The sequence below is a fragment of the Legionella jordanis genome (assembly GCF_900637635.1).
Lineage (GTDB): Bacteria > Pseudomonadota > Gammaproteobacteria > Legionellales > Legionellaceae > Tatlockia > Tatlockia jordanis.
The window spans coordinates 2,884,114-2,898,388 of sequence record NZ_LR134383.1; the positions used below are offsets into that span (position 1 = coordinate 2,884,114).

Genomic DNA, 14,275 nt, shown 5'->3' on the forward strand with positions numbered 1-14,275 from the left:
TTTATGGCCTCTGTAAAAAAATGATGTTTGCCTCAAAGAATCACTCATCTTAAAAAAATGCTGCTGGCGAGAATTCTCATGCAGATACCAGGTGAATCATATCTGCACGAAGATCATACATGTTTGTTTAAGATAAAATTAATTTTTCACGCTTACTACCGGCCTTATGTAGCGCGTAAGCGTTGCAGAACCAAACCACATCACTAAGCCGATGCCCAGAGTCACAAGGCCTACGTATAAAAACACTTGCGTATAAATCATTAAGGAGCCTATTCCCGGAGTAATGTTCTGAGGCAAGGCAGTAAATGAAGCCACTTTCGCGCCAATGAACCCTGAAACGGCTGATGTGAGGAACCACATTCCCATGACAAAACCGGTAATTTTATCAGGAACCAATTCAGCAATCATGGCTACTCCAAGCGCTGAAACCAGCAGCTCACCAGTACTCTGAAAAAAATAACTTACAACCAGCCACCATGATGAAACCATTCCGCTTTCATCATGTAAAAATCTGGCAAAATACAAAAGGGAAAAACTTAACCCACAGCAAATCATGCCAAGGGCAAATTTATAGGGGATTGGAAAAGATATACCGCGCTGGTAGAACTTACTATAAGTCCATGCTAAAACAGGGCTCATGGTAATAATCCAGATTGGATTTAAAGCCTGAAAACTTTGCGGATCAATAGGAATACCCATTAAATTGGGTACGACGTTGTTAACCGCAAATAAATTTAAAGAAGTGGGCATTTGCTGATACAAAGTAAAGAATAGAACGGCTTCTAGCATTAAAATAAAAGCGGCCAACATCTTCATGAAAGAAATTTGATTCTCGTTGCGCATATAAAAAAAATAAATCAACACAACCACTGCCGTAATTAACCAAACTAAATTTTTGGCAATCATGACATTTTGTAATAAGTAGGCGGCCACTGCCGTAACCACAGCAATTGCAATTGCAATCAGAAGCCATTGCCAGAATTTTATGGTTCTTTGATCAGACAAGGTATGAATATGAGCGACATGACGACGCTGGAACCAGTAATTGGCCAAACCAAGGCTTAATCCTATAAAGCTCATAAAATAGGCATAGGAATAGCCATAGTTACTGGCCAGGAAAGGACCTATAAAAAGGGCAAAGGTCGATCCTAGGTTGATGGCCATATAATAGAGGGTAAAACCGGAATGCAGCCTTGGGTCATCTGCTTCATAACACTTGGCAAGAAGACTTGATGGGTTAGCCTTAAACAAACCATTGCCTACGCAAACCAACCCAAGAGCCCAAAAAACATGCTCTTTATCGGTAATTGCCAGTGAGAAATAGCCAAGAGCCAAGATGAATAAGCCAAGAACAATTGTACGTTTGGTCCCTAAAACGCTATCACCCAAATAGCCGCCAATTGAAACCATACCATACACCAGCGCTGAAAAGGCGCCAAAGGTATAATAAGCAGCCGCATCATCGAAACCCAGGAAACGAATGAAGTACAAAGTTAAAATGCCTTGCACGGTATAGAAACCAAACCTTTCCCAAATTTCCAACATAAAAATCATATGAAAGGCACGAGGTTGGGAACGAAGCAGTGCAAGCATGGCCTTGAATTCCTTGGATGACATAAGAACACGCTATAATACTTCAGAGATAAATGCAATCAAGTGGAATTAGGGTATTGCTTTTGATTTATTTCATTTTTTATTGGTTTCCCCTCATCATAATGAGTATCAAAAAATGCTGACTAATGGGATTGTTGTGTCTCTAGAAGAGCGGCTTTACCTTCTTTCTTCTGGCAATCAACTCGCCACACTAAAACGAGTTCTGAATCCTCTTTGCTGTATAAACCAAGCATGCTGAAATTGCTTGCTTCACCCCGGGCCTGCCCTTGTCTTCCAACATTAAAAGCAATCATTCTGTGGTATACCTTGAATCGTTCGCAAAAAGCAATGAAAGGTTTGGACTGTAGAACAAGAATTCAATGCAATTTTGCTGCACATGCAATTGCCTGTCATATAAATTTTGAATGCATTGCATTCTTTCTCCATGAGAAATTTCCATTGAAAAATTTCGTCTTCAAATCCACCCAGGCGTCTTGGGATTTATTTATTATCAATTCTTTGTCTGCAATTAAAAACTGAATGTTGAATCCATTGAGCTTCCCAGGCTAATCCTCCTGCGTCCCGACAATTGGATTTCATCCTTTATCATTTGAAAAAAACCCAATTAGTTAATCCTCAACCAATTTCGGCAAATTCAGGTTAACCTTAGCGACTTTCTTCTGCTATGCTTGCCAGAGAAGGCAGTAGTCAACTATATTTTTATATCTTTAAAAAAAATAAGTACTTATGGCAAAAAAAGGGGTCTATTTGGCTGGTGGCGGCGCGCGTGGCGCTTACCAGGCTGGAGTATTAAAGGCCATTCATCACATTCTGCAAACTAAAACCATCCCCTTTGAAATGATAAGCGGGGTGAGTGTAGGCAGCATCAATGCTGCTGTTTTGGCTGAAAATGCCCACGATTTCCGCGCCGCTGTTGAAAAAATGGAGAACATGTGGTCTGAAATCAGTTGCCAACAGATTTTTAACGCCAGCAATTATGAATTAAGCAAATCGGTATTACGCAATCTTAGTAATCTGATTATTAAACAGCGCCAGACTGGACATTTGCTTGATACGACACCCCTGCGGGAATATATCACCGATAATATTGATTTCGATTTAATTCGCATCAACATCGCTTGCAACCATTTCGAAACCATGGAAGTCATTAGTCAATGTTATGAAACCCAGCAAACGATTTCCTTTTATCAGCATTGCCGCAATGATGACTTTGTAGATTGGCATTATCCCCGACATATCAGTCAAAGGGCCAGTTTGGGCATGGAGCACATTCTTGCCTCCAGTGCACTCCCCCTATTCTTTCCGACCGTTCATCTTGATGGTTTCCACTACGGTGATGGCAGCATGGGTCTAGTCTCGCCGTTAAGAGGTGCAATCCGCTTCCAGGTTGAAAAAATATTAATTTTAGGAACCCGACAATTACCTATTTTCACTAATCCAGAGCACTTAAAAAATGGCGACATTGGTTTTGCGAGGATTCTTGGCGGCATGCTGAATGGGATTTTTCTTGACAATCTGGATAGAGACATCGAAATGGTTAACCACATGAATGACATTGCACGTTTGCTGTCAATGTGGAAGAAAAGGCGATCACCCTGGCGGCCAATAGACACACTTCATCTTCGTCCCAGCGTCGACCTCTCACAAATGGCTCAGGCACAGTATAATAATATGCCCGCACTGCTTCGTTTTCTTCTCAATGTACTTGGTGCTAAAGATCATTCGGGTGACTTATTAAGTTTTTTATTATTTGAGAAAGAATTTACGCGCGAACTGATTGAATTAGGCTTTCAAGATACTTTATCCGTTGCCGAAGATGTTGAGAAATTTTTCAGTTAATTGTTCAAGTCAGCAGATTGACGCAATTCACTTAAAACCGCTTGAGCATCAGGCATCACTCCATGCCAAATAAAAAATGCTTCGGCTGCCTGTTCAACCAACATTCCCAAACCATCACTGGCTTGGCAGCCATGGTTTTTAGCCCATTGAACAAAGGGAGTAAGCCCTTGCGCCTGGTAAGACAAATCATAACAGTAGCTATTCGCCTTCAGTAAGGAAAGGGGTAAGTTGAGGGATTGACCAGCAATGCCTGTGGAGGTGGCATTAATTATCAAATCAAAGCTTTCATTTAATTGCTGAAACTCACAGCAATGAAGATTTTTAAATTCATCTTGTAAGGCTTGGGCTTTGGTAAAAGTCCGATTGGTTAAAATAAGCGACGAAATTTCTGAGTTGAGTAAAGGTCCAATAATGCCACGAGCTGCTCCTCCAGCTCCCAGAATCAAGACTTTTTTGCCCCTTAAGTCCATGAGATTTGCCAAATCCCTTAGTAAACCAATGCCATCGGTATTATCTGCACAGAGGCGCTGGTCTTTCATCCATAAGGTATTCGCCGCCTTGGCTTGGATGCACCTGGTAGATCTTATCTTTGCCATGGAAAATGCTTTTTGTTTAAAAGGTAATGTGATGTTCAATCCCTTACCACCGCCGGTAAAAAAATTCGCGACTGCGGATTCAAATGCTGTTTCATCAATGCATAATTTTTCGTAAATTAAACTCCTGTCTGTTTGTTTTGCGAAACGCTGATGAATTAAGGGAGACAAACTGTGGGCTATAGGATTACCCATTACAGCAAACTTATCGGCCATGGCATTCTCATTGTTTTGTTTACACTGTACATGCATAAAGTTTTTGCAACAAAAAATTCATCTCTTTTTATGAATGTCTATTTAAAATTGGAGCCGAATAATACTGTTGAAAAACTGATAGGAGACTTTAATGCTTACCTAAATCAGCAGGGATTTTTAAGCCAATATCAAATAACGCCATTCTTCCCGACCCATCCTCTGCATATTACCTTATATTTGACGCATTATCCTCAAAGAAACTTGTCAGTTATCATGCATGACCTGCCTCTAATCGCTGCTCAAAATAAAAAAATCAGGCTGCAAAGCAAAGACATTGAAGTAAGCTCAAGCGGCTATGTTTTACTGTCAATCAGGAAAAATCAAGAGTTGCAAAAACTCAGTGACCACCTTGTATTAAAATTAATGTCCTTGAGAGACAAGAAAGCGCCTATACCTATATGGGCATTGCAAAATCCTGCCAGAGTAGAATCCTTTCAACATTATGGCAGTCCGAATGTTTTCAGGAATTTTTCCCCACACTTATCCCTAATGGTCATTGATGAACAAGAGTCTTATTGGCATGCGCAATTGAACCGCTTAATTCAGCGATTTGCCGTCAAAAAGTCGATTGCGGTAAACACCATTGCCACTGCTATTGGCATTGGTATTGCCGATGCACAAGGGCAAATTATTAAGGAAATAGGCTCTTTTCCTTTATCTTAGGATTTTAATTGTTTTGCTTTTTTTGCTTTAGCCTTTTTACTGGTTCCAGATTTTGCTTGCGTCTCTCTCTTTGCCTCTTTCGGGCTTAGGTCTGCATTACTCAGTTCTTCCATGATTTTCATAGGATCACTGATTGAAAGAGTTGGGTCCAATAACGGTTTAGCCAAATTGATTGCCGCCTTAGTGGGAGCCATGCCCAATTTTGCCGGGTGAAGTAAAGTTTTTAAGGATTTCGCTGTTTCCATGGTTGAGGTAGTCGATTGCTTAACCGACTCAGTGATGGGACCTAGCACTTGCTCAAAAATTTCAAATGACCTTTGAAAATAATCAAGGGTTCTGTGACCATTCTCAATTGCAAAATTGACTTGCTTCTCAAGTAATTCTTCTGGATTTTTGATGTTGATAAAATCCTCAACCTTAAGATATTTAACCTTCTCCATCATTTCCAGATTCAATTCAAGCATGGCTTGAAAAGGGCGTTGGATATTTTTGGCTATTTTCGTCCATTGCTCCAAATACCTCTGATTCATATCGCCTCCTTTCCTCTGATGGTGATTAAAAGTTTAGGACTTGAAGCAGAGATTAGCAAACTGACCTGGGCTAGGCAGGGCACTGCAACGAGCGCCCAGTTGACCGCAAAATCGGATTAAGCAAGGCTCTTAGCAACCACTTCCCTTAAGTCGCGAGATAAATCAAGACTGGTTAAATGCCGCAATTCAGCCTTCATCAAATTCTGTCGATTTACGTCATAACGGCGCCAACGCGTAAATGGGGTGGCCAGACGAGCAGTAATTTGCGGATTAATTTTATCGAGCTTGGCAATCATTTCGGCAAGAAAGCGATAACCGCTGCCATCTTTGCTGTGGAAGTTACGCGGATTAGCCTGTGAAAATGCCCCGAGAACAGCCCTAACCTTATTTGGATTTTTGATGTTAAAGGCAGGATGCTCCAGTAAAATTTTCACCCGGCTCAAGGCATCTGGCAGTTCCGTGCTCGCCTGAACGGCAAACCATTTGTCCATCACCAGATCATCCTGGGACCATTGCTTATAAAAACCCTCAATGGCTTTGTCTCTTAAAACAGGTTGATTACAATTGCTGAGTAAAGCAAAACTTGCAATTTGATCAGTCATTGTTTTTGATTGGTCAAATTGTTGTTCACAAAGCGGCAAACTTCGGGCTTCATCCGCTTTCATCATCAGATACAAGCAGGTATTACGCAATTGCCGACGCGCGTAGGCTTGTGCATTCATGCTGTGATCCTCGTTTTGCCACAGCTTTTCATAAGTGGCATAAAGAGATTGATACAGTTCTTGTCCTAGAGTGGCCCTGAAAAAATCCCTTACTGACTCGACCAAATCCACATCGACAGAGCTGAGTTCTGTTGCCACATCCTCAAATGCTGGAGGAATTAAAATTTCTGCCCGCAAGGCAGGGTCAAGGTTGTCGTCCAGCAACACATGCTGATAAGCAGTCAGTAGGCGTTCTGATATTTGCCAATGATTATTAGCTGCCGACAAACACTCCTTGATGCACGACAGAGAAAGACGCTGTGCAGCTTCCCACTTGGCAAAGCCATTCGTTTCAAATCGCAACAAGGCAAGCAATTCCTCATCGGAATTTTGCATATACAGTTTGACAGGAGCAGAAAAATCTCGCAGTAACGAGACAATTGGCTCTTCGGCTAATCCGGTAAAACTAAAACATTCTTTGCCTTCGCGGAGTTCGAGCACATCATTTTCCATCGGAATCATTGCCCCTGTTTTATCAAACAATGCAAATCGGATAGGGATATGAAAGGGTTTTTTATCCTGACATTCTGGCGTTGGCGGACAAGATTGATTCATGGTAAGTGTCAAATTATCACCGCTAAAATTCTTAACCACATGAACTTCAGGTGTGCCTGCCTGACTGTACCAGCGCTTAAATTGGCTTAAGTTAACGCCATTAGCATCTTCCATGGCAGCAACGAAATCATCTATGGTTACCGCTTGGCCATCATGTCGCTGAAAATATAAATCCATGCCTCGGCGGAAACCTTCTTTTCCAAGAAGAGTCTGTTGCATGCGGATGACCTCAGCTCCCTTGTTATAAATGGTTGATGTGTAAAAATTATTGATTTCCTGGTAAGACTCAGGCCTTACCGGATGGGCCATTGCTCCAGCATCTTCAGGAAACTGGCTGTTGCGAAGGACACGAACGTCGATAATGCGATTTAAATCCCTCGAATTCATGTCACGAGAAAACTCTTGATCACGAAATACGGTTAAACCTTCTTTCAAACTTAATTGAAACCAGTCTCGACAAGTGACGCGATTCCCAGTCCAATTGTGAAAATATTCATGGCCCACAACCCCTTCAATATCAGCAAAATCCTGATCAGTTGCAGTATCTGGACGAGCGAGGATGTATTTGGAATTGAAGATATTTAGACCTTTATTCTCCATGGCACCCATGTTGAAATCGCTGACAGCAACGATCATGAAAATATCTAAATCGTATTCACGACCATACTCCACTTCATCCCAGCGCATCGCATTCTTAAGCGAGGTCATGGCGTGTGAGCACTTGTCTTCATTACCATGCTCAACGTAAATTCTTAACTCAACTTCGCGCTGGGACTGCGTCTGAAAAGTATCTTTGATGCAGGCTAAATCACCAGCAACCAAAGCAAACAGGTAAGAGGGTTTTTTAAAAGGGTCCTGCCATTTCACCCAGTGACGGCCCTGCTCCAAGTCTCCAGAACCGATTAAATTACCGTTGGAAAGCAATACTGGATACTGTTTTTTATCTGCAGTAATGCGCGTGGTGTAAGGTGCTAATACATCTGGGCGGTCTGGGAAGAAGGTAATTCGCCTGAAACCTTCGGCTTCACATTGTGTGCAAAATAAATGATTGGAACGGTAAAGCCCGGATAATTGCGTGTTCTCCTGCGGGCGTACAAGAGTCACTATGGTTAAATCGAATTCATGAGGGCAATCATCGAGGATAATATTTCCTTCCTCAAGTCGATAATTGTCTTTAAGTTCCTCGCCATTCATGTGTAAACTAACAAGTTCCAACTCATCGCCATACAAATAGAGCGGACCTGGATGTTGACGCTGAAATTTAAGTTGGCTTGTAATCAGGGCGTGGTCATCGTACAAGTCAAAATTTAGCTCAGCATTTTTTACTTCAAAAACAGGAGGTTGATAATCTTTCAAATAAACAGTGGTCTCTGGCATGGACTTTGCTCCGACTCTTGATAACAGTTAAAAAATATTTAAATAATAGTTTGAATTTCCTATTAAAATTTAGCTTCAGTACAACAGTTTTGACCTATACTAAATTTAGATAGTGTCTCGCTTTTACGGGCGAAATGCAAAATAAGTTGAAGTATAGACAAGCTGTTCCCAGCAGGCAGGGGATTAGTAAAAGGGGATGACTTTATGAACACACAAGATTTTTTAACCAGCTACACCCAACGCTATGTAGAAAATAAGGAAGAAGAATTAACCCTGCATGAATATTTGGAATTATGCCGCACGGATCCTTCTGCCTATGCCAATCCAGCCGAACGGTTGCTAATGGCCATCGGTGAACCCGAGCGGATTGATACCCGGCACGATCCTGTGCTTTCCCGCTTGTTTTCCAATAAGGTCATTAACCAATACCCTGTTTTTAGAGAATTTTTTGGCATGGAAGAACCTATTGAACAGATAGTAGGCTTCCTAAAGCACGCCGCTCAAGGGCTGGAAGAAACCAAACAAGTACTGTATCTCCTAGGTCCAGTCGGTGGCGGTAAATCGTCTTTGGCAGAGAAGTTAAAAGATTTAATGCAAAAAGTTCCTTTTTATGCCATTAAAGGCTCACCCGTATTTGATTCCCCCTTATCTTTATTTGATCCGGCAGAGGATGCCGAATTGCTGTATGAGCGATTTGGCATACCATCACGCCACTTGCGCTATGTCATGTCCCCCTGGGCAGTTAAACGCTTGCACGAATTTAACGGCGACATCAATCAGTTTAAAGTGATTAAGTTAAAACCCTCTCGCTTAAAACAAATAGCCATTGCAAAAACAGAACCAGGCGATGAAAACAATCAGGATATTTCCTCTTTAGTGGGTAAAGTAGACATTCGAAAATTGGAAGAATTTTCGCAAGATGATCCCGATGCTTACAGCTACTCTGGCGGATTATGTCGAGCCAACCGTGGCCTGCTTGAGTTTGTGGAAATGTTTAAGGCACCGATTAAGGTGCTTCATCCCTTACTGACCGCCACACAGGAAGGGAATTACAATGCCACCGAAGGGTTATCAGCCATTCCTTTTGAGGGAATTATTCTCGCTCACTCAAACGAAGCCGAGTGGCAAACCTTTCGCAACAATAAAAATAATGAAGCCTTCATCGACCGCATTAATATTGTCAAAGTTCCTTATTGCTTACGAGTATCTGAGGAAGTCAAGATTTACAAGAAACTGGTGGATAACAGTTCATTGAAAGATTCGCCTTGCGCACCAGGAACTTTGGACATGTTGGCGCAATTTTCAGTTCTGACCCGCCTGAAAGAACCGCAAAATTCCAGTATTTATTCAAAAATGCGCGTTTATAATGGCGAAAGTTTGAAAGACACGGATCCGAAAGCAAAATCTTATCAGGAATATCGCGATTTCGCTGGTGTTGATGAGGGGATGAGTGGTATTTCAACCCGCTTTGCTTTCAAGATATTGTCCAAAGTCTTTAATTTTGATCACAGCGAAATAGCGGCCAACCCCGTGCACTTGCTTTACGTACTGGAACGACAAATTGAACAAGAGCAATTTCCTCAAGAAATGCATGAGAAGTATTTAACTTTTATAAAAGAATTCCTGACGCCAAAATACGTCGAATTTATTGGTAAGGAGATTCAAACGGCTTATCTCGAATCCTATTCAGAGTATGGTCAAAATATCTTTGACCGCTACATTACTTATGCCGATTTCTGGATTCAAGATCAGGATTATCGCGATCCCGATACGGGCGAAATTTTCGACCGAGGCTCATTAAACGCCGAGTTGGAAAAAATTGAGAAGCCCGCTGGAATTTCAAACCCTAAAGACTTTCGTAATGAGGTGGTTAATTTTGTTCTGCGGGCACGAGCCAATAATCATGGGAAAAATCCGGTTTGGAACAGCTATGAGAAGCTAAAAACAGTGATTGAAAAGAAAATGTTTACCAATACCGAGGATCTACTTCCTGTAATTTCCTTCAATGCGAAAGCTTCAGAAGACGATAAGAAAAAACATGAAGAGTTTATTGCCCGTATGGTGGATAAAGGGTACACCCGTAAACAAGTCAGATTACTGTGTGAATGGTATTTGCGAGTGCGCAAGTCACAATAATGAAGTATCAGCTTGTCTTAAAATTGGGGATCTTTACTAAGCTGATTTAGATGAGCGATGAGAAGGATTGTTTCTATGGCGCAAATTATTGATAGACGACTTAACGCCGGTAAAAAAAGCACGGTAAACCGCCAGCGATTTCTTCGTCGCTATAAAAACCAAATCAAACGTGCCGTATCCGATGCGGTGGGTAGACGAAGTATTACTGAAATTGATCAGGGCGAGGAAATCAGCATACCAGCCAGAGACATTTCTGAACCGCGCTTCCATCGCGGCCATGGCGGCCGCATTGAACGCATACTGCCTGGCAATGATCAATTTTTAAGCGGTGATCGCATAAAACGCCCATCCGGCGGCGCAGGCTCCGGCGGAGGCGGCAGCCAAGCCAGCGATAGTGGTGAAGGGGAAGATGAATTCGTTTTCCAATTATCGCGAGAAGAATTTTTAGATTTGTATTTTGAAGATTTAGAATTGCCCGATTTGGTCAAAAAAGAATTGGCCAGAATGACCACGTACAAAACGATTCGTGCTGGCGTAACCACCAGCGGTATTCCAACGAACATCAATGTCATTCGCTCAATGAAGCAGGCTACAGGTCGACGAATGGCTTTAGCCTCACCTTACAAACGGCGATTGCGATTGGCCGAAGAAGAGTTGGAGCAATTGGAGAAGAATCCTAATGCACAAAAAATTGACATCTTACGTGTGAAACGAGACATCGAATTTTTCAAAAAGAAGATCAGGGCAGTCCCTTTCATCGATACAATTGACTTGCGTTACAATAATCGCGTTCGAGTGCCAAGTCCCTCAACACAGGCTGTAATGTTTTGTGTCATGGATGTCTCAGGCTCAATGGATGAAGCTAAAAAAGACATCGCCAAACGCTTTTTTATTTTGCTCTATCTGTTCCTGACTAAGAATTATGAGCGAATTGAATTGGTTTTTATTCGCCATCACACTTCCGCGAAAGAAGTCAATGAAGAAGAATTTTTTTATTCTCGTGAAACCGGCGGTACCGTTGTTTCCAGCGCATTAGAATTGTTATCCACCATCATTGAAACGCGTTTCCCACCCTCAGCCTGGAATATATATGTCGCCCAAGCCTCTGACGGCGATAACTGGAATGCAGACTCCCCCTATTGTCAGGAACTGTTGCAGGAAAAAATAATGCCTCTGCTGCAGTATTTCGCCTATATTGAAATCATGCCGAGACATCATCAAAGCCTTTGGGAGGTTTACCAGCAAGTCCGGAGAAATTTTTCCAATTTTGCCATGGAAAATATTGATAATGTGGCCGATATTTACCCAGTTTTTCGTGAATTATTTAAAAGGAAGACGACATGAGGAAAAGAAAGCCTTTATCAAGAGGGGCTGAATGGACCTTCGACTTAATTAAGGATTACGATAGAGAAATTGGTCGTCTTGCCAAGGAATTTGGCTTAGATACATACCCGAATCAAATTGAGATTATTTCTGCCGAGCAAATGATGGATGCCTATGCAGCCGTTGGCATGCCTATTGGTTATCATCATTGGTCTTTTGGGAAACATTTCGTAGGTGTCGAAAAAAGCTATAAGCGCGGCCAAATGGGTTTGGCTTATGAATTGGTGATTAACTCCAATCCATGCATCTCCTATTTAATGGAAGAAAATACCATAGCCATGCAGGCGCTGGTCATTGCTCATGCATGTTATGGCCATAACTCCTTCTTTAAAAACAATTATCTCTTTAAGATGTGGACAGCGGCCGATGCCATTATTGATTATCTCGTTTTTGCCAAAAATTACATCAGTGAATGTGAGGAGCGTTATGGCATTGATGAAGTCGAAGCGGTGCTTGATGCCTGCCATGCCTTGATGAACTATGGGGTAGACCGCTACAAACATCCTGCCACACTCTCCATTCAAGAAGAAAAAATCCGCCAACAAAACCGGGAAATTTATCTGCAATCTCAAGTGAATGAATTATGGCGCACCATCCCCCAGAGAAAACAAATGGATGGCCATGGCCAAAAAAAACGTTTTCCAGAGGAGCCTCAGGAAAATATACTTTATTTCATTGAAAAAAATGCCCCCTTGCTGCACCCTTGGCAGCGCGAAATTGTTCGCATTGTTCGCAAAATTGCGCAATATTTCTATCCCCAAGGCCAAACCAAGGTCATGAACGAAGGCTGGGCTTGCTTTTGGCATTATACCCTTTTGAATGCCCTTTATGACGAAGGATTAGTCACCGATGAATTTATGCTCGAAATTTTGCAAAGTCATACCAATGTGATCATGCAGCCTGCCTTTAATAGCCCTTATTTTAGTGGCATAAATCCCTACACTTTAGGCTATCACATGATGCAAGACATTAAGCGAATTTGTGAAAAACCAAGCCCAGAAGACGAGCAATGGTTCCCTTATTTAGCCCATACCGATTGGTTAAAAAGTCTTGATTCAGCCATGCGAAATTTTAAAGATGAAAGCTTCATTGCCCAATTTTTATCCCCCCGATTGATTCGTGAGCTTAAATTGTTTCACATTATTGATGACGACAGGCAACCTGACTTGCTAGTGGGAGCCATACACAATGAGCAGGGTTATCAGGCCATTCGTGAAGCTTTAGCAAGACAGTATAATCTTGGTTATCTGGAGCCAGATATTCAAGTGTACTCGGTGGATTTGGAAGGCGATCGCTCCCTAACCTTAAGATACATGCAAAATAATCGAGTTCCCTTAGGGGAAAGCACAAATGAGGTGTTAAAGCATTTATTTACCCTATGGAAATTTCCAGTTTCTATTCAGGCAGTGGATAGCAGCAATCAAATTACCGCTGAATTTCATTGTCCACCGAAACCCGCGAAACATCCTCACAACCATAAGAATTAACGCTTAGCCAAGCAAACAGCGTAGTACTTTATAGCCTCGCTCAAACAAAGTGCCTAACTCAGCGCTCAGTGTTTGGACTTGTAAAGCAATGTATTCAAATTGCTTATCATTGGGTTTTGTTTGCACCATTGCAATAAAAATAGGATGAATTTTAATTTCTTTAACCCGGGTTTTAGACATATCCAATTCAATAAGCAGCTGATGATCATTCTTATATTTTGGATCAACGTAATAATCGTCCACTAAATCACCAGCAGCATAAACAATTGGACAACCCTTGTACACTTCAATGCCTTGAAATACATGGGCACTATGGCCGAATATTAATTTATATCCCATTTCTATCGCATCATGCGCTAGCTCAATGAAAGCTTTTGCTGGCCGGAAAACCATATTTGGCCCCCAGTGAAGAGATAAAATTGGCCAATCCACTCCTTTATCTCGCATCTCAAATAAACTACCCTCCAATTGCTGTAAAGCCCGATCCCTGTCTCTCAAATTAAGATAGGCCATACCTGGATGTTGTTTACTGGCCGCAAAATCGGCGTGATGGTCGCAAAATGCAACCATGGCAAATGTGCAGTTTTTGATTTCAAAATAAACTGGGGATCTCGCTTGCGCAAGAGTCTCACCTGCGCCAGCAAAAGCAATGTTTTCCTTTTCCAAGTAAGCTACCGTGTCAAGCAAGCCTTGAATGTCAAAATCAAGAATATGATTATTGGCAAGACTCACTACACGAATGCCGCAACTTGACAATATTTGCGCAGCTTCTGGAGGCGCCTGAAAGTAAAAGGCCTTCTGCATTCCTGACCAAACGCAAGAATAATTAGTAATGGCGCATTCCAAATTGGCCAATACTAAATCACCTTGCCGCATTAGAGGCAGAAGCATTCCCAGCGGGTAATCCTTGCCTTTTAGCAGAATGGCTTCCCTGACCAAACGGCCAAGCATGACATCACCTGCCAATATTACTCGAACCGACTCTTCAGGGTTCATCGTGAATCCAGTGAATTTCTTTCTAGGTTAAGTATAGGTATTTTAAGAAAATGGCTTGTGATTGGATGGTTCTAATTTAATCTGCT

11 protein-coding genes are annotated in these 14,275 nt (G+C 41.9%); 5 read left to right on the forward strand and 6 right to left on the reverse strand.

What is annotated here, in order from left to right; all coding sequences use genetic code 11:
* Window positions 1-138: 138 nt before the first annotated feature.
* Together EL203_RS13075 and EL203_RS14465 are read right to left on the reverse strand one after the other, a co-directional pair.
* Complete coding sequence (locus EL203_RS13075; protein ID WP_082647195.1) at window positions 139-1,593, reverse strand: oligopeptide:H+ symporter; 1,455 nt, start codon at window positions 1,591-1,593, stop codon at window positions 139-141.
* Window positions 1,594-1,736: 143 nt separating this feature from the next.
* The gene (locus EL203_RS14465; protein WP_156413831.1) at window positions 1,737-1,907 is read right to left on the reverse strand and encodes a hypothetical protein; all 171 of its coding nucleotides are present in this window, start codon (window positions 1,905-1,907) and stop codon (window positions 1,737-1,739) included.
* A gap of 433 nt (window positions 1,908-2,340) precedes the next feature.
* On the opposite strand from EL203_RS14465, the gene EL203_RS13080 reads away from it, so the two are divergent.
* Window positions 2,341-3,453 (forward strand): patatin-like phospholipase family protein, encoded by a 1,113-nt coding sequence (locus tag EL203_RS13080; RefSeq protein WP_058471797.1) that lies wholly within the window; start codon window positions 2,341-2,343, stop codon window positions 3,451-3,453.
* Here the strand turns inward: EL203_RS13080 and aroE are convergent.
* On the reverse strand, window positions 3,450-4,262 hold the full coding sequence (gene aroE, locus EL203_RS13085) for a shikimate dehydrogenase (RefSeq protein ID WP_058471796.1): 813 nt from the start codon (window positions 4,260-4,262) through the stop codon (window positions 3,450-3,452). The two genes, EL203_RS13080 and aroE, sit on opposite strands and share 4 nt — an antisense overlap.
* Here aroE and EL203_RS13090 point away from each other — a divergent pair.
* Window positions 4,221-4,964, forward strand: coding sequence for a 2'-5' RNA ligase family protein (locus tag EL203_RS13090; protein ID WP_058471795.1), 744 nt, complete (start codon window positions 4,221-4,223; stop codon window positions 4,962-4,964). The two genes, aroE and EL203_RS13090, sit on opposite strands and share 42 nt — an antisense overlap.
* Here EL203_RS13090 and EL203_RS13095 read toward each other — a convergent pair.
* Both EL203_RS13095 and pepN read right to left on the reverse strand, forming a co-directional pair.
* Window positions 4,961-5,494, reverse strand: coding sequence for a phasin family protein (locus tag EL203_RS13095; protein WP_064108371.1), 534 nt, complete (start codon window positions 5,492-5,494; stop codon window positions 4,961-4,963). The two genes, EL203_RS13090 and EL203_RS13095, sit on opposite strands and share 4 nt — an antisense overlap.
* A 116-nt stretch (window positions 5,495-5,610) precedes the next feature.
* On the reverse strand, window positions 5,611-8,187 hold the full coding sequence (pepN, locus tag EL203_RS13100) for an aminopeptidase N (protein WP_058471794.1): 2,577 nt from the start codon (window positions 8,185-8,187) through the stop codon (window positions 5,611-5,613).
* 204 nt (window positions 8,188-8,391) lie between these two features.
* On the opposite strand from pepN, the gene EL203_RS13105 reads away from it, so the two are divergent.
* The 3 genes from EL203_RS13105 (at window position 8,392) to EL203_RS13115 (ending at window position 13,193) form a co-directional block, all read left to right on the forward strand.
* Entirely contained in the window at window positions 8,392-10,323 is a 1,932-nt protein-coding gene (locus tag EL203_RS13105; RefSeq protein ID WP_058471793.1) for a PrkA family serine protein kinase, read from the forward strand.
* Between the two features lie 75 nt (window positions 10,324-10,398).
* Window positions 10,399-11,667, forward strand: coding sequence for a YeaH/YhbH family protein (locus EL203_RS13110; RefSeq protein ID WP_058471792.1), 1,269 nt, complete (start codon window positions 10,399-10,401; stop codon window positions 11,665-11,667).
* On the forward strand, window positions 11,664-13,193 hold the full coding sequence (locus EL203_RS13115; protein ID WP_058471791.1) for a SpoVR family protein: 1,530 nt from the start codon (window positions 11,664-11,666) through the stop codon (window positions 13,191-13,193). Before EL203_RS13110 ends, EL203_RS13115 begins: the two co-directional genes overlap by 4 nt.
* Before the next feature lie 3 nt (window positions 13,194-13,196).
* On the opposite strand, the gene EL203_RS13120 is transcribed toward EL203_RS13115, so the two are convergent.
* Window positions 13,197-14,189, reverse strand: coding sequence for a CapA family protein (locus EL203_RS13120; RefSeq protein ID WP_058471790.1), 993 nt, complete (start codon window positions 14,187-14,189; stop codon window positions 13,197-13,199).
* Window positions 14,190-14,275: the final 86 nt, after the last annotated feature.

What these genes read in the sequence shown, in the direction of transcription:
- EL203_RS13075 (WP_082647195.1), bottom strand. Translation starts at nt 1,593, where the DNA reads ATGCTTGCACTGCTTCGTTCCCAACCTCGTGCCTTTCATATGATTTTT.
- EL203_RS14465 (WP_156413831.1), bottom strand. Translation starts at nt 1,907, where the DNA reads ATGATTGCTTTTAATGTTGGAAGACAAGGGCAGGCCCGGGGTGAAGCA.
- EL203_RS13080 (WP_058471797.1), top strand. Translation starts at nt 2,341, where the DNA reads ATGGCAAAAAAAGGGGTCTATTTGGCTGGTGGCGGCGCGCGTGGCGCT.
- aroE (WP_058471796.1), bottom strand. Translation starts at nt 4,262, where the DNA reads ATGGCCGATAAGTTTGCTGTAATGGGTAATCCTATAGCCCACAGTTTG.
- EL203_RS13095 (WP_064108371.1), bottom strand. Translation starts at nt 5,494, where the DNA reads ATGAATCAGAGGTATTTGGAGCAATGGACGAAAATAGCCAAAAATATC.
- pepN (WP_058471794.1), bottom strand. Translation starts at nt 8,187, where the DNA reads ATGCCAGAGACCACTGTTTATTTGAAAGATTATCAACCTCCTGTTTTT.
- EL203_RS13105 (WP_058471793.1), top strand. Translation starts at nt 8,392, where the DNA reads ATGAACACACAAGATTTTTTAACCAGCTACACCCAACGCTATGTAGAA.
- EL203_RS13110 (WP_058471792.1), top strand. Translation starts at nt 10,399, where the DNA reads ATGGCGCAAATTATTGATAGACGACTTAACGCCGGTAAAAAAAGCACG.
- EL203_RS13115 (WP_058471791.1), top strand. Translation starts at nt 11,664, where the DNA reads ATGAGGAAAAGAAAGCCTTTATCAAGAGGGGCTGAATGGACCTTCGAC.
- EL203_RS13120 (WP_058471790.1), bottom strand. Translation starts at nt 14,189, where the DNA reads ATGAACCCTGAAGAGTCGGTTCGAGTAATATTGGCAGGTGATGTCATG.